This window comes from Neopusillimonas aromaticivorans (assembly GCF_030344915.1).
GTDB classification, from domain to species: Bacteria; Pseudomonadota; Gammaproteobacteria; order Burkholderiales; family Burkholderiaceae_B; genus Neopusillimonas; species Neopusillimonas aromaticivorans.
The window spans coordinates 688690-706509 of sequence record NZ_CP128233.1; the positions used below are offsets into that span (position 1 = coordinate 688690).

17 protein-coding genes, 1 tRNA gene and 5 pseudogenes are annotated in these 17820 nt (G+C 56.3%); 7 read left to right on the top strand and 16 right to left on the bottom strand.

Annotated elements, in window-relative coordinates:
• Window positions 1-21 precede the first annotated feature (21 nt).
• Together coaD and N7E01_RS03645 are read left to right on the top strand one after the other, a co-directional pair.
• Window positions 22-530: pseudogene (gene coaD, locus N7E01_RS03640) on the top strand (pantetheine-phosphate adenylyltransferase).
• Window positions 531-550: 20 nt separating this feature from the next.
• Entirely contained in the window at window positions 551-811 is a 261-nt protein-coding gene (locus N7E01_RS03645; RefSeq protein WP_289174652.1) for a YfhL family 4Fe-4S dicluster ferredoxin, read from the top strand.
• Here N7E01_RS03645 and N7E01_RS03650 read toward each other — a convergent pair.
• Window positions 775-1164: an MOSC N-terminal beta barrel domain-containing protein gene (locus N7E01_RS03650; protein WP_289174653.1), complete on the bottom strand. Its 390-nt coding sequence runs from the start codon at window positions 1162-1164 to the stop codon at window positions 775-777. The genes N7E01_RS03645 and N7E01_RS03650 overlap by 37 nt on opposite strands.
• On the bottom strand, window positions 1161-3743 hold the full coding sequence (locus tag N7E01_RS03655; RefSeq protein ID WP_289174654.1) for an AsmA family protein: 2583 nt from the start codon (window positions 3741-3743) through the stop codon (window positions 1161-1163). Before N7E01_RS03655 ends, N7E01_RS03650 begins: the two co-directional genes overlap by 4 nt.
• Window positions 3744-3976: 233 nt before the next feature.
• Between N7E01_RS03655 and N7E01_RS03660 the strand changes: the two are divergent.
• Window positions 3977-5253, top strand: a pseudogene (locus tag N7E01_RS03660) (bifunctional O-acetylhomoserine aminocarboxypropyltransferase/cysteine synthase).
• 73 nt (window positions 5254-5326) lie between these two features.
• On the opposite strand, the pseudogene N7E01_RS03665 reads toward N7E01_RS03660, so the two are convergent.
• Window positions 5327-6253: pseudogene (locus N7E01_RS03665) on the bottom strand (complex I NDUFA9 subunit family protein).
• Between the two features lie 156 nt (window positions 6254-6409).
• Here N7E01_RS03665 and N7E01_RS03670 point away from each other — a divergent pair.
• From N7E01_RS03670 to N7E01_RS03685, 4 genes are all read left to right on the top strand, one after another.
• Window positions 6410-6943, top strand: a complete 534-nt coding sequence (locus N7E01_RS03670; RefSeq protein WP_289174655.1) for a 2,4'-dihydroxyacetophenone dioxygenase family protein — start codon at window positions 6410-6412, stop codon at window positions 6941-6943.
• Window positions 6944-7022: 79 nt separating this feature from the next.
• Complete coding sequence (locus N7E01_RS03675) at window positions 7023-7568, top strand: 3'-5' exonuclease (RefSeq protein ID WP_289174656.1); 546 nt, start codon at window positions 7023-7025, stop codon at window positions 7566-7568.
• A 2-nt stretch (window positions 7569-7570) separates the two neighbouring features.
• Window positions 7571-7957 carry a GIY-YIG nuclease family protein gene (locus N7E01_RS03680; protein ID WP_289174657.1) on the top strand — a complete coding sequence of 129 codons (387 nt, stop codon included), beginning with the start codon at window positions 7571-7573 and terminating at the stop codon, window positions 7955-7957.
• A gap of 31 nt (window positions 7958-7988) precedes the next feature.
• A complete protein-coding gene (locus tag N7E01_RS03685; RefSeq protein ID WP_491565772.1) occupies window positions 7989-8462 on the top strand; it encodes a hypothetical protein in 474 nt (157 codons plus the stop codon).
• Window positions 8463-8474: 12 nt separating this feature from the next.
• Here N7E01_RS03685 and N7E01_RS03690 read toward each other — a convergent pair whose 3' ends face one another.
• The 13 genes and pseudogenes from N7E01_RS03690 to N7E01_RS03750 all read right to left on the bottom strand — a co-directional run bounded on the left by N7E01_RS03690 (window position 8475) and on the right by N7E01_RS03750 (window position 17608).
• Window positions 8475-8945 (bottom strand): cupin domain-containing protein, encoded by a 471-nt coding sequence (locus tag N7E01_RS03690; protein WP_289174659.1) that lies wholly within the window; start codon window positions 8943-8945, stop codon window positions 8475-8477.
• A 117-nt stretch (window positions 8946-9062) separates the two neighbouring features.
• Window positions 9063-9197: a hypothetical protein gene (locus N7E01_RS03695; protein ID WP_289174660.1), complete on the bottom strand. Its 135-nt coding sequence runs from the start codon at window positions 9195-9197 to the stop codon at window positions 9063-9065.
• Window positions 9198-9414: 217 nt separating this feature from the next.
• A complete protein-coding gene (locus tag N7E01_RS03700) occupies window positions 9415-9933 on the bottom strand; it encodes a S8 family serine peptidase (RefSeq protein WP_289174661.1) in 519 nt (172 codons plus the stop codon).
• A complete protein-coding gene (locus tag N7E01_RS03705) occupies window positions 9930-10292 on the bottom strand; it encodes a S8 family serine peptidase (protein WP_289174662.1) in 363 nt (120 codons plus the stop codon). Before N7E01_RS03705 ends, N7E01_RS03700 begins: the two co-directional genes overlap by 4 nt.
• Window positions 10293-10479: 187 nt before the next feature.
• Window positions 10480-11427 carry a Fic family protein gene (locus tag N7E01_RS03710; protein WP_350494928.1) on the bottom strand — a complete coding sequence of 316 codons (948 nt, stop codon included), beginning with the start codon at window positions 11425-11427 and terminating at the stop codon, window positions 10480-10482.
• 402 nt (window positions 11428-11829) lie between these two features.
• Entirely contained in the window at window positions 11830-12921 is a 1092-nt protein-coding gene (gene ychF, locus N7E01_RS03715; RefSeq protein WP_289174663.1) for a redox-regulated ATPase YchF, read from the bottom strand.
• A gap of 34 nt (window positions 12922-12955) precedes the next feature.
• Window positions 12956-13753: a CPBP family glutamic-type intramembrane protease gene (locus N7E01_RS03720; RefSeq protein WP_289174664.1), complete on the bottom strand. Its 798-nt coding sequence runs from the start codon at window positions 13751-13753 to the stop codon at window positions 12956-12958.
• Entirely contained in the window at window positions 13746-14342 is a 597-nt protein-coding gene (gene pth, locus N7E01_RS03725; RefSeq protein ID WP_289174665.1) for an aminoacyl-tRNA hydrolase, read from the bottom strand. Before pth ends, N7E01_RS03720 begins: the two co-directional genes overlap by 8 nt.
• Before the next feature lie 102 nt (window positions 14343-14444).
• Window positions 14445-15034: pseudogene (locus tag N7E01_RS03730) on the bottom strand (50S ribosomal protein L25/general stress protein Ctc).
• Between the two features lie 104 nt (window positions 15035-15138).
• The gene (locus N7E01_RS03735) at window positions 15139-16089 is read right to left on the bottom strand and encodes a ribose-phosphate pyrophosphokinase (RefSeq protein WP_289174666.1); all 951 of its coding nucleotides are present in this window, start codon (window positions 16087-16089) and stop codon (window positions 15139-15141) included.
• Window positions 16090-16216: 127 nt separating this feature from the next.
• Window positions 16217-16293, bottom strand: a tRNA-Gln gene (locus N7E01_RS03740).
• Between the two features lies 1 nt (window position 16294).
• Window positions 16295-17235 (bottom strand): annotated as a pseudogene (gene ispE / locus N7E01_RS03745) (4-(cytidine 5'-diphospho)-2-C-methyl-D-erythritol kinase).
• Window positions 17236-17248: 13 nt separating this feature from the next.
• The gene (locus tag N7E01_RS03750; protein WP_350494995.1) at window positions 17249-17608 is read right to left on the bottom strand and encodes an outer membrane lipoprotein LolB; all 360 of its coding nucleotides are present in this window, start codon (window positions 17606-17608) and stop codon (window positions 17249-17251) included.
• Window positions 17609-17820: the final 212 nt, after the last annotated feature.

Genomic DNA, 17820 nt, shown 5'->3' on the forward strand with positions numbered 1-17820 from the left:
TCTGAACTTCCCGGAATAACCATGATTACTGCTGTTTACCCCGGCACTTTCGACCCCTGACCCGCGGTCACGAAGATCTGGTGCGGCGTGCTGCAAGTCTGTTTGATCACCTCGTTGTGGGTGTTGCGCACAGCCAGGCGAAAAAGCCCTTTTTCAGCATTGAAGAGCGCCTTGAAATCGCCCAGGAAGTGTTGGGACATTACCCCAACGTCGAGGTCAAAAGCTTTGCCGGGTTGCTCAAAGATTTCGTCCGTGAACAAAACGCGCGCGTGATTGTTCGTGGCTTGCGGGCCGTCTCTGACTTCGAGTACGAATTCCAGATGGCCGGCATGAATCGACACCTGCTGCCCGAAGTCGAAACGCTGTTCATGACACCATCTGATCAATATCAGTTCATTTCAGGCACAATCGTGCGTGAAATCGCCATTTTGGGCGGTGATGTCAGCAAGTTCGTGTTCCCCTCGGTTGAGCGCTGGCTTCATACCAAGGCTGCCGCCCGACGCGACGCGTTGAAAAACATCGAGCAATAAGGCGCTGCCCGGTCAGACACATGGCGCTGCGTATTACCGACGAATGCATCAATTGCGATGTCTGCGAGCCCCAATGCCCCAACCAGGCTATTTACATGGGCGAGCTGATCTACGAGATAGACCCGTCAAAATGTACTGAATGCATGGGGCACTTCGACGAGCCCCAATGCATTGTGGTGTGCCCGGTGGAATGTATTGAAGTACACCCTGAGCACACCGAAACGCCCGACCAGTTAATGGCGCGTTACCACCAGCTGACCGGAACCGGCACGTCGGGGTGAAACTTCACCAGACGCGCCTTCACCCCCAGACAATTGGTTACCCAGGCCGCGGCCAGATCACCCTCATCAATGACCTTGACCGTGTGCTGACCGAGCTGTGCGGTACGCATTGCGCTGTCATCGTCTTCAATGACATCCAGCGGGATATCCAGCCGCAACATCCCCTCTGCGCGAATCACCAGGTAGCCAAACGCCAGTGACACGCTGATCCTGGCCAATGCCGGGCACGTGTCACGGTTCAAGATGAGGCTATATTCGTCGATGACCGCCCAACGCTGATGATACGCAACCGCATCCACATCGTTCAGTACGCAACAACCGGCAATCGGTTGACAATCATTGATTGCTGTCATCGCCCCAATAACCCCTTTAATGTATTGCCCAGGTCTTTGACCGGATCGGCAGCGGGCTTGCCTTGGTCGGAGGTACCCGGCGCAACCTTCTGCTGGATGATGTCTTTAAGACCTTGTTCGAGCACTTGACGGGCGGCCCCAGAGGCCATCGATTTAACGTCGACCCCGTAGTTCATTTCAGCAAACGGCCCCTGTACCCGCACCGGAATCGTGATGCCCCTCAGACGACTCAGATCGGGGCCACCCTGTCCGCGCGTGGTATTGACAACCCGCACATTGGCAACCACATCAAGCGTCCGATTGGCCAGATCGATAACTGCTGGCGAACCCTGCGATACCCGCAACAACGGCGCCTCGACCGTCAATCGGGTCAGCGTACCGACCCCTTTGGCAACATTCAGATTCGCGTCCAGCGCAGTAAACTGCGTCTCGCGGGTCAAATCGTACCTGGCGGAAATATCGGGCACTTTGCCATGCGACACTTTGCTGAGCGCCTCGGAGATTTCAACCAGCGTTTGCTGAAGATTGAACCCTTTGATGGTGCCGTCACGCAAAGCAAGCTGCGTTGTCCCTGCAAGCGCTGGTAACAAACCATCGACCGTTTGCGCCTGTGTTTTCAGATTCGCACGCAAGGTACCTGTACCGGTAAGACGATCATGACCGGTTGTTGCAACGACCAACGGCCCAACGGCCACGCCGTCCAGACTCAACTGGAGGCTCAAGGCATTCTTTGACGTTGCAGTAGCCTTGCCGGTAAGCGCACCACCGTACAGTTTGGCCGACAACTGCGAAATATCCAGCCGCCCCTTTCCAGCCCTGGCATCAATAACGACCTCTGACGCGGCAAGCCCACGTCCAGCCACGCGACCCACACGAGCCGTGGCGACCACATCAACGGCATCAAGTGCTGTCAGATCAAGTGGCGTGCCACCGCCTGCCTGTGCAGCCTGAGTCGATTCGGCCGCCACCGGATCAGCCGCAGCGTTGGCGGACGCGGGCTCGGTCGACGAGGCACCCACAGAGGCATCGGCAGGTGCCCGCACGGGAAACAACTGGTCAAAGTCAAGCTCGTCAGCCTGAAGATTCAGCCTGATCGCCGGCTTTTCAAAACCTGCCACACGCGTTGAAAAGCTGAGCGGGTTGCCATTGAGAACGGCATTCAGGTCACTGCTGACCGATTGTTTGTCGATATTAACCAGCACGCTACCGATCAGGGGGAACTCGAAACCTGACGGCCCAAGGGTCTGGGCGTCGATTTTGACATCGCCTTTGATGGCCGTCAGGCCCAGCTCGGTCGTGTCAGCATTCCAGCGCAGGGGCGACACCATGTTAATGCGCGTCAGGCGATCGGTTTGCTTGTACGTGCCGTCAACCTTGAGTTCCTTCAGCGTAAGCTGGCTGGCATTCCCACCCAAACCCGCCATTTCAACGGCCAGGCCCAATACGGAATCACCCGCAATTTTGACCGTACCCGATACCGATTCACCCCGTGCCTGTTCTGGCGACACGAACAGGTCTGGCGCATCGAACGCAACGTCAAAGCTTTCGGTTGGCATTTTGCCGGTCGCCCGCAAGCCCAGGCGCTGCACTTCCAGCTGTGCACGACTTGGATCGACCTTGAGCTGGGGCGCCGCCAATGTCACTGCCAGATCCTGGACTGGCTTCGCGCCACCAAGGCTGCCTTGCACACCAAGTGACAAGCCGGTGGCGTCAAAAAGACGATTGGCCGCGCTATAGGCCACATTACCTTGCAAGGTGATGGACTGCGCCTGAAGATCGGCCAGTTTTCCCGAAATTTGCACATTGAGTTTTTGGGCGGCATACCGGCTTTGTGCACGATCAAGGCGCAGCAGCGCCTGCCCCTGAAACCGCGCGTCAGCGACCGGGCTGTCGGCTTGCAAAACGCCCTTGAGGGTAACGTCAAAGGGTTGATCGAACGTGACCCGACCGGTATTGAGCTGCACGCCGGAAATACGCCCGGAATGGCCGTTTTTCGCATCAACAAAATGAACCTCGCCATCTTTCAGCTCCAGCCCTGCGATATCGATGTTCATTTGCGCAACGCGAGGCGTCAACAAACCATCGGCGGCCTCAGCAGGCGTATCGCCGGCAGGGCCGGACACGCGCCCCGTTGAGGCAACCCCTGCAGCAGGCTCTGTGATGGCAACCTCGGTTGACGGCCCTTCGAGCAAGTCGTTGAAATTGAGCACCCCTTCTTTGGAGCGCGATACCCATGCCCTGAAGCCTGAAATGCTGATGTGATCGACCACCAGATTGTCGGACAGCAAGGGCCAAATGGCGACGGCAACGCGTGCCTGCTCGATGGAGGCGAACAAAGAGGTGGCGTCCCGATTGGACAACGACACCTCTTTAACCGACAGCCCGATACGCGGGAACAGCGACAGGGAAATATCACCATTAATCAGCAAAGTGCGCTGGTAGCGCTCTGCCACCAGTTCCTGCACCTTGTTTTTGTACGCATTGGGGTCAAAGGTGAGCAAAAAAATTGCCAACCCCAGCAACGCCACGATAAACAACGCAACGGCGCCCACAACACTACGTTTGAACCAGACTTTCATGTACGGCCTCGGAAACCGGGGTATCCCCAAGCTTGATGTGCAACAGATACCGTGAATGCTAACCCAAGACGCAGGGCAATTCATCAAACGTACACGTTATGACATCATTTTGACGACTGATTAACCCCTGCTGCACGTATGATGTTTTGATATGCTTGCGCGGTCAGCATAACTGCAACCCTCAACCTCAATAACGATAACCATCAGCCTCTGTCAAACAGCGAGACACATTTATGAAACTTGAAACGCTTGCCATCCATGCCGGCTTCCAGCCTGACCCCACCACCAAGTCAGTTGCCGTACCCATTTACCAGACAACGTCATACGCTTTCGATAGCACGCAGCATGGCGCAGACCTGTTCGACCTGAAAGTACCGGGCAATATCTATACCCGCATCATGAACCCGACCAATGACGTACTTGAGAAACGCGTCGCCGCCATGGAAGGTGGCGTTGCCGGACTGGCCGTGGCATCGGGTATGGCCGCCATCACATACGCCATCCAGACCATTGCCCAAGCCGGCGACAACATTGTCTCGGTCAGCAAACTGTACGGCGGAACATACAACCTGTTTGCACATACGTTCCCGCGCCAGGGCATTACGGTAAAGTTTGCCCCGCACAATGACATTGCCGCTCTGGAAGCCCTGATCGATGACAAAACTCGTGCGGTGTTTTGCGAAACCATCGGCAACCCCGCTGGCAACATTGTTGACCTGAAAGCACTGGCTGACGCAGCCCACCGCCATGGCGTTCCACTGATTGTGGACAACACAGTGGCCTCACCGGCACTGTGCCGCCCCATCGAATACGGGGCCGACATTGTCGTGCATGCCCTGACCAAATACATGGGCGGTCATGGCACGACGATTGCAGGTTGCATCGTCGATTCTGGCAAGTTTCCGTGGGCTGAACATAAAGCCCGCTTCCCGATGTTGAACGAACCCGACCCGTCGTACCACGGGGTGGTCTACACCGAGGCCTTTGGCCCGGCGGCATTCATCGGGCGCTGCCGCGTGGTACCGCTGCGCAACACCGGCGCCGCCCTGTCGCCCATGAATGCATTCCTGATCTTGCAAGGTATCGAAACGCTGTCCTTGCGCATGGAACGTCACACCGAGAACGCACAGAAAGTGGCAGAATTCCTGAAAGCTCATCCGCAAGTTTCATGGGTGCAATATGCCGGGTTATCTGATCACCCCGAGCATGACCTGGCCCAGAAATATTTTGGTGGCAAGCCCGCCAGCATCATGACGTTCGGCATCAAGGGGGCAGCGCTGCCGGTGCAAAATTCATCGATGCACTGAAGCTGGTGCTGCGTCTGGTCAATATCGGTGACGCCAAATCATTGGCTTGCCACCCTGCCTCAACAACGCACCGCCAGCTTGATGCCGCCGAGCTGAAAGCCGCCGGCGTCAGCGAGGACATGGTCCGGCTGTCGATCGGGATTGAACATATTGATGACATTCTGGCGGATATTTCACAGGCGCTGGACGCCAGCAAAACCTGAGCCTTGCGGCCATTAAAGCCAGAGACGAAAATACCCCGACTGCCCAACACCCGATCGGGCATTCGGGGTGTACTCAGGAACGCGGCCCCAGGCGACAGCCCAGGTACCCCGGGGCTACCGCTTCGAGAGGGGTAGGCACAATACCCAATTCGGGTGCCAACGGGCCGACCAGGACATTGTCGGTTTTAAGCGAATCAAGATTGTCGCGCGACATTAAGGGGGACCCGGCAAGCACTCAAAGAGTCGGGCCTGGGCATACCCCAACGCCCAGGGCAACGCCACTACCGGGCGAGGGTGACCTGCCCAGCGCGCCGCCAAGGCCACCAGCTCGCCCAACGTAAACACCGGGGCCACCCAGAGGGTAGGTTTTATCGCGACATAACGGGTTGACCAGACAGGTCGTGATGGCCTTGACGACATCACCCACGTACACCGGTTGCAACCGGGCACCAGCGCCTGCCAGCAACATCACCGGCATGACCCTGGACAGGCCGGCGAACAAATTCATGAAATTATCTTCAGGCCCGAACACGACCGAGGGCTGGATAATGCTGAACGTAACGCCTTTACCCTGCAAAGCATCACGAATCGCCGCTTCGCCGGCGGCCTTGGAGCGGGCATAACCACTGCTGCCCGTTGCACTGGCACCCAACGCGCTAATGTGCACCAGATGCTTCACCCCGGCCGCCAGACAGGCTTTTGCAATTCGTGCGGGCAAATCAACATGAGCCCGCTTGAAGTCGGGGCCGTACGGCTGCCCGGGGCGACTGTGCAACACCCCCACCAGATTCACCACGGCCTCGGCATCAAGCGCCATAGCAGTCAATTGGGCGTCATCATGCACATCAGCCTGCTGTACCGTAACGGTTGGCAAAGGCAACAACTCGCGTGCGTGGGTATAGCGACGCGTGGGCACAACCACCTGATGACCTTCGGCAACCAGACGGGCCACCAGATGCTGGCCGATAAACCCTGTTCCACCGATAACAAGAACACGCATAATGCTGCCCCCTGTGTAGTGAACGAATAGCATACCCCGTTGAACCGGACAAAAGAATGCCTGATGCCATGAAAAGTAGCCAAAGCGGGACAATTTTTTCTAGAATGATTTCGCTCTTTTCCATCAATTAAACCAAAGCTTATAACGGAGACAAGCATGAGCAAAACCAGTGGCACAGAGTTCTGGCGTTCGATCCCACCCATCAAGGACGTTTTCAAGCCCGACGCCAAACCCGAGGCCTACATTCAGAACGCGCCCACCGACGATATGCGTTACTACGTACCGTTCAGTGAAACCGTCTTCTCGCGCCCGTTGTGGATCTCACCGTCCGAGAACAAGTGGGCCGACATTCTGCGGGCCGATGCGCCTGGGCTGGTGAACCGTCATTATCACCCGCACGAGGTATTTGCCTACACCATTTCAGGCCAATGGAGCTATCTGGAACACGAATGGGTAGCACGTGCCGGTGACTTTGTGTACGAAACGCCCGGCGAAAGCCACACCCTGGTTGCGCACGAACACGACGACCCGATGCGTGTGTTCTTTATCGTCAAAGGGCCGCTGATCTGGCTGGACGAACACGGAAACTCGACCGGCCACTTCGACGTTCATGACTACATTGCCATGTGCAAGGCCCATTACGAAAACGTCGGCATCGGAGCCGACTACGTCGAAAGCCTGTACCGGTAAGCCGTGCCGTCACACTGGCTTGCTACAGCAGGCCAGATTATGATGGGCATTTGCTTTAACGGCATACGCTCATTAACCCATGCCTTTGCCAGCTCCAGGTCGCCCGCTTGCCTTTGTCGATACCGAAACCACCGGTGCGACAGCCACCCGCGACCGCATTACCGAAATTGCAGTCATTACCTGGGATGGCGAGCGGGAAACGCGCTGGTCCAGCCTGGTGAACCCGCACACCCGCATTCCAGACTTCATTACGTCATTGACCGGCATCAGCAACGAAATGGTTGCCAATGCGCTGCCTTTCAGTGAGCTTGCAGCCGAACTGGCCGAACGACTGTCAGGCCATATTTTCGTGGCACACAATGCACGTTTCGACTATGCCTTTCTGAAGAACGAATTCAAGCGGTGCAACATCGATTTTCGTGCGCCGGTGTTGTGTACCGTCAAGTATTCGCGACAGCTGTTTCCCGAACACAGCAAGCACAATCTGGATGCGCTGATCACGCGCCATGGACTTGAAGTCAGTGAACGCCATCGGGCCATGGGCGACGCCCAGGCCATCTTTGACTTCTGGAAAAAGTCGATGCGGTCTTCCCGGTCGAACAACGCAAGGCCATCCAAAAGATAGTATTGGCGCGCCCATCTTTGCCGGCTCATATCGATGCCGACATCATTGATGCAATTCCCGAGCAGCACGGTGTGTATCTGTTTTATGGCGAGAACGACCTGCCGATCTATGTCGGCAAAGCCAACCGCTTGCGCCAGCGCGTGCTGTCCCACTTTTCCTCTGACCATGCACTGGCCAAAGAACTGTCAATTTCACAGCAGGTCAGGCGTATCGAATGGCAAGCCTGCGCCGGTGAAATCGACGCCCTGATCACTGAGTCCCGGCTGGTCAAGACCCTGCAACCCACGCTGAACCGGCAACTGCGTCGCAATCGGGAATTCTGTTCATGGCATTTGCCCGGGCTGGACAGCTATCCCCCGTCCTGGTTTACGCACGCGATCTTGACGTAGGCCGGCAGCCGAGCCTGTACGGTCTGTTCCAATCGGGGCAGGAGGCCAAAAAGCACTTCAGGACATTGCAAAAACGGCAGAACTTTGCCCTGTGATTCTGGGCCTTGAAAAAGGGCAAGCTGGCAAACCCTGCTTTGCACGGCAACTGAAACGCTGCCGCGGTGCCTGCTGTGGTGAAGAAACCATCGTGCAGCACAACCTTCGACTGATGGACGCCCTGGGCCGGCTACGGGTTAAAACCTGGCCTTTTGATGGCCCGGCGCTATTGCAGGAAGGCGATGCATGGCATGTTATTGACGCATGGTGCCACCTGGGCACGGCACGCAATGACGACGATATCAAGGCCTGCCTTGAAAACAGCCGGCCCGGGTTTGACCGGGATACGTACAGGATCCTGGTCAAACACCTGGAAAAATGCGGCCCTTGGGCCAAGCGAAAAATCCATCTGGGAAAACCGTGCGCAAGTAGCACCGGCCAAGTGAAACTCATGACACGAAATGGCTGAAATCCAGCAAAGCTATTTCTCAAGCACAGTATTAGCGACCCCTTCTGCACCGATATACACCGCCAGAAGCTTGACGACCTGATCGCCCATATTCATGCCACGATGGGGTACATGCATGGCTTCAACCAATGCATCACCCTTGCGGAATGTTTTCAGACCATGCTCGCCGTAATCGACCGTGAGCTCACCTTCCAGGATGTAAGCAACCAGCGGTGCCGGATGACGATGAAAAGCGGCGGGCTTACCGGGTTCTACAGTAACCACCGCCACGGTAATCCTGGGGGCCCCTTCAGTGGGGTATTGAATATCTTCACCCACAACGGTTTGGCCCGTAACCAGCAATTCCTGCACTGGGTAATAGCCCGTGCCCTGCGCCAGGGCAGAGGTAGTGAACAGTACCGATAACAACGCCCCCGCCGTCAACCGCTGCATAAAACCCCGGGCTTGAACTCCGCCGTGCCCGCCAAAACTGTGAACCTGCATGCATCACTCCTTCAACAAATCGAGCTCAAAGAATTGCCTTGAAAACAGCCGGCCCGGGTTTGACCGAGATACATGCAGGATCCTGATCAAACACTTGGGCAAAATGCGGCCCTTGAGCTACGCCCAGAAATCGACAGGAAGCGCCTGAAGGGTTCGCCCTTCATGGATACCGAACGCCAGGTAATGCATCAGCGGGTTAACGCCCGCCTGCGCAACATCGGGGTTGTTGGTCAGATAGGCGGTCGCATTCATCCAGGGGGCCGGCGCACGCCCTCGGCCCAACCAAAGGCCATGTAATGCTGATACCCGGTTGACAGACCACCGGTCTGAACCGCTGCGGCGACGTCTTGATACGTGTCCAGATACCAGGCTTCATTGAACAAAACATTAGGGTCGCGCCGCTCGTGGCCACCCCACGCCTGATAATGTTGCCAACCTGATGCCAGTTCACCACGCTGAACAGCTGCCGCTACGTCGGGGTTGCCGAGGACGTGCCGTTAAAGTAAGACTCATCGGTATTGGTGTAATTGCCGGCCTCACCGGGTGCGGTGTTGTAGCCGTCACTGCCCGAACGGTCTGTCGTCACAATGGTACGAGGGTCTGAGCCGGGCGCGGTAATCAACAATGCAGCGCCCGGCGTGGAATAACTGGTTAACCCGCCCTTTTGATCACTGGCGGCCACCGCAATTGACCAAGGCATGGCATCGGTAACGTTATCAGCGGTATCGAATCTTTCGGTGCGAGCATTACCGGCAGCAAACAAGGTAACCACACCCAGGCCCTCACGCCCCTGCTCGGCCACACTTCGTGAAACGTCGAGATAGGCCTGCTGGTAATCCTGAAGACTGAACGGCCACAGCGACGGCCCCCAGCTATTGCTCCAGACATCGACGCCACTGCCCAAGAGTTTCTGCGATGCCAACCGATACGCGGCCAGCAGCAAATCGTCAGTTTCAGTTTCGTCGAGCGGTGCCCGGTATGAAGTCACCTGCGCTCCCAAGCCACCCCGACACCGCCAATACCGTTGCCGGCCTCGGCCGCGATAAGACCGGTGACCGGCACACCGTGATTCTGCGTCGGTGCCTTGGCCGAACCGCCGGGCTGGCCGGAACGAACGTCCCAGGACAAATCGTGGCGATAGTTCTGGATTAGATCGGGATGTGTCGGGTCCATCCCCTGGTCCATGACCCCGACCAATACCCCTCTACCGGAATAATCGGGCCAGACGGACACAACATTGATGTCATACCCTGCAACGCTGCCGGGCGTTGAGCCCGTGTTGTAGAGATGCCATTGCAGCGGAAACAGGGGATCGGAAGGAAAAAACCGGATTGGCGTAGTGTTCATGAATTGCCAGCTTCTCAATGAAACAAGATATCAATGTTGTAGCATTGATTAACCGTTTGACGGAAGCTGACGCACCACCCGGAGGAATCAGACGTTAAACCGCAAATACTGGCCTGAGAGCTTGTTTTTATTAGGCATAGCATTGGCGACGTCCATTAATATCTCGGCTACTAATTTAGGTTGGCGGCTAATAGCGCAAAACTACGTTATCGTCTCGCGTCAGCAACCGCATCAGCTTCGGATGAATGAACAACTTTTCACGCCCAACAGCTCGTTCTTCCAGCACGCCGATTTCAACAAGTTGTTTCAGATAGCGGGATGCTGCCTGACGGCCTGCAATGTCTTTTTCGACCAAATTCTGGATGCGGCAGTAAGGCAGATCGAAAATTAGATCAACCAGTTCGCGGCTGTAAATTTTCGGTGCCGCTTGCTTAACGTGGGTGACGGTGTGTGCCGCCAGGTCACGAATGGCGGAAATTTTGGCGGTCGTCCAGCGTGAAGTGTCTTCAACCCCGTACAGCACGTAGAGAATCCACGGCTCCCATGCCTGGTTACGCGTGACATCGAGCAGTAGCCGGTAATACTCGGCCTTGTTTCGGATGATGTAGCGGCTGAGGTAAAGAATTGGCAGCGTCAGTAACTCTTCCTGGATCAGATACAGGCTATTGATGACACGCCCAGTGCGACCGTTACCATCGGTGAAAGGGTGAATCGCCTCGAACTGGTAATGTCCGACGGCCATGCGGATCAAGGGATCAACATCGCGCGCCTCATGAAGATAGAGCTCCCAGTTCGCCAGCTTTGATCGCAGCACATCCTCTCCGACGGGCGGGGTATAGATCACTTCGCCGGTGGCCTGGTTGGCAAGTGCAGTACCGGGCACACGTCGCACCTGCATTGCCGTGCCCTTGATGCGTGTACAAACCTGCTCTGCCGTGCGGGTGTTCAGCGGAAACTGCTTAAGCGCACGGAATCCGTCAAGCAAGGCGCTGCTGTGGCGCAGTGCTTCGCGGGTGGCCGGGTCGGCATGCTCTCCGGCATTCTGATATTGAAACAGGCGGTCGGTCGTAGTGACGATGTTTTCGATTTCCGAGCTGGCCTGCGCTTCCAGGAGTGGCAGCGCATTGATGAGCACCCCTGGTTAGGGATCAACTCAGCCGCCTGCTTGAGTTCGGCCAGGGCAGCACGTGCGGCAATGCACTGCTTGAGTACCGGGCGCGTTTCCACCTCTGTTGCGGGGGGCAGAGGGGGCAAGTCGTTGTAAGGCTGGTCTGGGCGCCAACTGGTCATGGTCAAATTTTCGGACTTTTGCGACACGTTCCCAGTTTATGTCGCTGGTGGCGACAGGTCAATCAAATATGTTGCGATTTCTCTGAAATCGCAACATATCCAATCCGGCAATCGCCACCACGACGTCAAGCGGCTACTTCGGCAGGCTTGATCGAGACGATGTTGCTTGCTCTGCTCTTCCATTGATCCAACAGATCGGCCCATTGCTGCATTATCTTGGCGCGATCCTTCAGATAGTCGGCATGGTTCAGACGTTAAACAGGAAGTTCAGCACATCGCCATCCTTGACTACATATTCCTTGCCTTCAGCACGCATTTTTCCGGCTTCCTTGGCGCCTTGCTCGCCTTTGTAAGCAATGAAGTCTTCGTAAGCGATGGTTTGGGCACGGATGAAGCCGCGTTCAAAGTCAGTATGAATGACACCCGCCGCCTGAGGCGCGGTATCGCCCACGTGAATGGTCCAGGCGCGCACTTCCTTGACGCCCGCCGTGAAATACGTTTGCAAACCCAACAGGCGGAAACCGGCGCGGATGACACGGTTCAGACCAGGTTCGTCCATACCCATGTCGGCCAGAAAAATATTGCGATCCTCATCGTCAAGATCGGCAATTTCAGCTTCAACGGCAGCACACACGGCAACTACCGGTGCATTTTCGGCCTTGGCGTATTCCTGTACCGTTGTCAGGTGCGGGTTGTTTTCAAAGCCGCCTTCCACGACGTTGGCTACATACATGCACGGTTTGGCGGTAATGAAACACAAGGGCTTGAGCAACGCGAGCTCTTCGGCATCGAGCCCAAGGGAACGAACCGGACGGGCTTCGTTCAGCGCCGGGATGACGCGTTCAAGCAAGGCCACCATTTTGGCGGCTTCCTTGTCGCCTGCACGTGCTGTTTTCTGATGACGCAACAGGGCCTTGTCGGCCGAGGCCAGATCGGCCAGCGCCAATTCGGTATTGATGACTTCAATATCGGAAATGGGGTCAACCCGGCCGGCAACGTGAATGACATTGTCATCTTCAAAACAACGCACGACATGCACGATGGCGTCAGTTTCACGGATGTTGGCCAGAAACTGGTTACCCAGCCCTTCCCCTTTTGACGCCCCGGCCACCAGACCGGCAATGTCAACGAACTCGACGACAGCGGGCAACACACGCTCGGGCTTGACGATTTCGGCCAGGGCAGCAAGACGGGGATCGGGGACCTCAACGACCCCTACGTTGGGCTCGATGGTACAGAAGGGGTAGTTTTCGGCAGCAATACCTGCTTTGGTCAGCGCATTGAACAGAGTAGATTTACCGACGTTGGGCAAGCCAACGATGCCACATTGCAAAGCCATGGGAATCCTGTAATTGAACAATAAACGGTCTATTTTAACGTGGTGAGCCTGACAGGGATGACAGGATCAGCCACACGACGAGCAGCGGGCCGGCATTGAAGACGGCATGCAGGACAACAGCGACTCCGAAGCCGCGACGCACACGGATCCAGGCCAGTACCAGACCGGTCAACCATTGAGGCAGCACCAGCAAAGGCAAGGCCCAAAACGGCGTTGCAGAATGAGAAAAATTGGCCAGGTGAATGGCTGCAAACGCCAGACATGACGTGTGCAAAACCCAGAAAAAATGACGCCGATAATAGCGGCGAATGGACCAGGAGCCTAGTACCAAACGTGTCTGCCGCGACGACGGGGCTGCACGGCGCGAACCCGCCGACCGGCAAGGCCACCAGCTGGCCAGGACAATAAGCCCGACCAGGGCCAATGTCAGCGCACCCGGCCCGGCCAGCAAGGCAACCAGGGCGGCGGGCACAAGCCAGACCACCGCACCAAGACGCCTGAGACCATAGCGAAACACCAGCTCTTCAACCAGAGGCGCCCAAAGGACAGCCTGCAACCAGGGTAAATTATCAAGCTGCAACCGATGTTGGGCGCCGGACAGCCCGGCCACGGCGACGGCGATAGGCCCCAGCAACAGCACGTTGATGGCCCATAACAATCCGGCCCATTGCAGCAGCCGCCCAACGCGCAATGACGAGAACCAGTCGGTATGCCAGCTATCCCCTGTCGCACGAAGTGGCAAACGACGAAAATCAGGACGCTGCAAGAAGCGCAAAAAATCGCGCAATTCAGTACCGAAGGACGGCCACTGCGCTGGCCGGAGGCTAGCCACTGTTCGCCTCGTGCAGTTGATTCATCGCTTGCGGGTAGCGTCCTTCAAGCAATGCCGGCAACACGGCGCGACAGCGCTCAAGAGAACGCTCGATCACATCGAGCTCGTCACGGCGTGGTGGATTCAGGACGAATGCCGCCACCTCTTGTGCCAGCCCCAAAGAACGCGGATGGCCAATACCAATACGCAAGCGCCAGAAATCGGGTGCGCCGAACACTGACTGGATATCCCGCAAACCGTTGTGTCCGGCATGCCCGCCGCCCTGCTTCAGCTTGACGCTGCCGGGCGGCAGATCGAGCTCATCGTGCAACACTAGTACTTCAGGTGGCGTCAGCTTGTAAAACCGCATCAACGCGCCGGCTGCCTGCCCGGAACGATTCATGAATGTCGTGGGCTTGACGATGATGATTTGCCCCGCCCCCACGCGCGCCTTGGCTACCCAGGCAAAAAATGCCTTTTCCAGCGTGAACCCCGCATGCAAATCATCAGCGATCTGATCCGCCAGCCAAAAGCCGGCGTTATGGCGCGTGTTTTCGTACTCTTGGCCGGGGTTGCCCAGGCCGATAATCATGCGAATGGGAGGTTTCATGGAGGCAAAAATCAAAGTACAAAACCCTGGCGGCTGAACCGACAGGGGTTTGATGCGACGTCATGCAATTACAGCACGACGTCGCTCACGGCGCAAAATGGCTTATTCAGCTTTTGCCGAATCAGCTTCGCCACCCTTGCTCATGGCAACAGCCAAAGCGGGGTTTGCATCACCACCGTGAGCCACAAACGTTACACCGATCGGCAGTTTGATGTCGGCCAGGTGAACGATTTCACCGGCAACCATCGAACCGAGATCAACTTCAATGAACTGCGGCAGGTTGGCGGGCAAGCAGCTGATTTCGAGTTCGTTCAGAACGTGGCTGATGAGCGCGCCGCTGAGCTTGACTGCGGGCGATGTTTCACCATTGATAAAGTGCAGAGGCACTTTGGTCGTGATGAAATGCTTGGCATCAACGCGCTGGAAGTCAACGTGCAGAACCAATTGCTTGAAGGGGTGCCACTGAACAGCACGCAGCAGAACTTTTTGCGAGGTACCGTCCAGCTCCATGTCGAGAATGGAGGCGTGGAACTCTTCTTTACGCAGTGCGTGATAGATTTCGTTGTGGTCGAGTTCGATGTTCAGGGGGCTTCGGTGCCGCCGTAAACGATGGCGGGAACACGACCGGCGTTGCGCAGGCGGCGGCTCGCACTCGTACCCTGAACGCTACGCAATGTTGCTGTGAATTTCATGGATGGAACTCCGGAAACAAGGGGCACTACACCCCGTTAAGAAACAGCCCGAGGGCTGCAAACCACTATGGGCCGCCGCGACCAGCTGACCCACAGTAAAAAATTTAATCGACGAACAGCGAACTGACCGATTCGGCGTTTGAAATACGCAAAATGGTTTCACCGAGCAGCGACGCGCACGACAACTGACGGATCTTGCCGCAATTACGCGCAGCTTCAGACAGCGGAATGGTGTCGGTAACGACCAGCTCGTCGAGATCGGATGTCGTAATGCGCTCTACGGCCTGACCCGATAAAACCGGGTGGGTACAGTAGGCGTAAACACCTAGCGCACCACGCTCTTTGAGCGCCTGAGCTGCCTTGCAAAGGGTACCTGCCGTATCAACCATGTCATCCATGATGATACAAGTACGTCCCTCGATTTCGCCGATGATATTCATGACCTCAGACACGTTGGCGCGCGGACGGCGCTTGTCAATGATGGCCAGATCAGCTTCGAGTTGCTTGGCCAATGCACGGGCACGAACCACACCACCGATATCGGGGGATACGACCACAACATCTTTGTAGTTACGACGCCAGATGTCACCCAGCAAAATGGGGCCGGCATACACGTTGTCGACAGGAATATCGAAAAAACCCTGGATCTGGTCAGCGTGCAGGTCCATGGTCATGACGCGGTCTACACCCACCACCTGAAGCATGTTGGCAACGACTTTGGCGGAAATGGAAACACGGGCTGAACGTGGACGTCGGTCTTGGCGTGCATAGCCAAAGTACGGCAATGCGGCAGTAATGCGACCGGCCGACGCACGACGCAGCGCATCAACCATGACCATGATTTCCATGAGGTTATCGTTGGTGGGCGCACAGGTGGGTTGCAATACAAAAACGTCTTTACCCCGAACGTTTTCGTTGATCTCTACCATGACTTCACCGTCGGAGAAACGACCTACGGTCATTTTCCCGAGGGACATATCGAGGTGGTTGACGACGTCTACGGCAAGGCGGGGATTAGCCGTGCCGGTAAAGATCATGAATCTGTCTTGTGCCATGATGGATGGGGTAGCGATTTGCGGCGCGCCAAAAACAACAAAAGCCGTTGACCAGCACACCCGTACGGGGCCGACTCAACAGCTTGTTGTTAGCAGCGATCCTTTAAAAGGAGTAGAACTAAATTCTTGGCTGGGGAAGAAGGATTCGAACCTTCGCATGCTGGAATCAAAATCCAGTGCCTTAACCAGCTTGGCGATTCCCCACCTAACTGTGTAACCAGTCGTACAACGGATGATTTAACAACCCTGGGCAAGCCCATGTTTTGTTAACTGCCGTTGCGTTGTCAGTTTGACAGCGTGCTATTGTACCGACAATTTTTTGCTGAAAGGCTTTGGCTTCGTCTAATGTTACAAACTCAACGAAAAGACATGAACCAGAACCCGTCATTCTTGGATTTGCACCCAAGCCCTGAATGAAACGATTCGCTTCTTCAACAACCGGATACTTGCCAAAAACAACTGGCTGCAAATCATTTTGCCCAAAATAAACGCTTTGTTGATTTTTTAAATCTGACACCGCGTTTTTTTGTTCAACTGATGCTTGCCAATCAGTAAAGACCGTAATTTTGACGCAAAAAGTATCCCTTGTCAAATCAGGCGATGAAAAAATTCCACCTGTGGGCACAAACTGCGTCGGCTGTACAACAACATACGCCCGCTCCGGCACCGAAACCGGGTGAAGTATTTCACCGATGCCTTCAGCAAACGCGGGCTGCCCAAAAATGAATACAGGCACATCGGCCCCCAGGGGCAGCGCCAGCCGCATCAACTCGCTGCGCGACAAGCCGGTTCCCCAAAGACGATTCAGGGCAATCAAGGTCGTGGCCGCATCGCTTGACCCCCACCCAGGCCGCCGCCTGACGGGATGTTCTTTTGATAATTGATCTGTGCGCCGTAATGCGTTCCGGTGGCCTGCTGCAATGCCCGCGCGGCGCGCACAACCAGATCGTCTTCGTGCGCCAGACCGGGCACCGGGCTTTCGCACACGATACGACCGTCTGTTCGCCGGTCAAAATTCAGGTAGTCGTACAGCCCGATGAAACGGAATACCGTTTGCAGCAGGTGATACCCATCGGGTCGACGACCGACTACGTGCAAAAACAAATTGATTTTGGCCGGAGCCGGTACATCGTAAAGCGTTGACATGTGCAGCACCTGTTCAGGAGGCGTCGACCACAAGCCGGACGCTGATGCTGCGCAGCCCTTCTTTGCGCGTCAGATGCACCAGGCGCGGACCGTGCGTATCGTGTCGCGACAGAGCAACAGACCAGCCATCCTGGACGAAACGGGTGCTGCCATTATCTTGCTGGACGCCACTTGTAAGCGCCGGGTTGATGTCACCCTTGAGCCAGCTGCGCAACCCTGACACAGGAATGGCCGCGCCCACCACTTGCGCAATCAGCGCATCAGCCGTTGCTGCTTCCTGGGTTGAGCCATCAGACCGTGCCAATACAGCGCGGTCTGGGAAAACCTCGACGCGCGCCAGGGTACTACCTAAAGGATTAGCCAGATCAAGAATAAGATGCCGCCCCGAGTCGTACCAGGCAAAACCGCCCTGAACCGCCTGGGACCCCCTTCGATATCATCGACTGAAACCGCAAAGCGGCCACTGCGCTGGAAGGCGTCGGTGGCCGGCCCCTGAATCGCCGACGGCGTCGCACACGCTGCCAGAACAGAGACACACAACACCAGGAACAAAACCCGGAATCCGTGTGACCATACCCCCGGTGC

Coding starts and splice junctions, on each gene's coding strand:
- N7E01_RS03645 (WP_289174652.1), top strand. CDS start 551: ATGGCGCTGCGTATTACCGACGAATGCATCAATTGCGATGTCTGCGAG.
- N7E01_RS03650 (WP_289174653.1), bottom strand. CDS start 1,164: ATGACAGCAATCAATGATTGTCAACCGATTGCCGGTTGTTGCGTACTG.
- N7E01_RS03655 (WP_289174654.1), bottom strand. CDS start 3,743: ATGAAAGTCTGGTTCAAACGTAGTGTTGTGGGCGCCGTTGCGTTGTTT.
- N7E01_RS03670 (WP_289174655.1), top strand. CDS start 6,410: ATGAGCAAAACCAGTGGCACAGAGTTCTGGCGTTCGATCCCACCCATC.
- N7E01_RS03675 (WP_289174656.1), top strand. CDS start 7,023: ATGCCTTTGCCAGCTCCAGGTCGCCCGCTTGCCTTTGTCGATACCGAA.
- N7E01_RS03690 (WP_289174659.1), bottom strand. CDS start 8,945: ATGCAGGTTCACAGTTTTGGCGGGCACGGCGGAGTTCAAGCCCGGGGT.
- N7E01_RS03695 (WP_289174660.1), bottom strand. CDS start 9,197: ATGAATGCGACCGCCTATCTGACCAACAACCCCGATGTTGCGCAGGCG.
- N7E01_RS03705 (WP_289174662.1), bottom strand. CDS start 10,292: ATGAACACTACGCCAATCCGGTTTTTTCCTTCCGATCCCCTGTTTCCG.
- ychF (WP_289174663.1), bottom strand. CDS start 12,921: ATGGCTTTGCAATGTGGCATCGTTGGCTTGCCCAACGTCGGTAAATCT.
- pth (WP_289174665.1), bottom strand. CDS start 14,342: ATGAAACCTCCCATTCGCATGATTATCGGCCTGGGCAACCCCGGCCAA.
- N7E01_RS03735 (WP_289174666.1), bottom strand. CDS start 16,089: ATGGCACAAGACAGATTCATGATCTTTACCGGCACGGCTAATCCCCGC.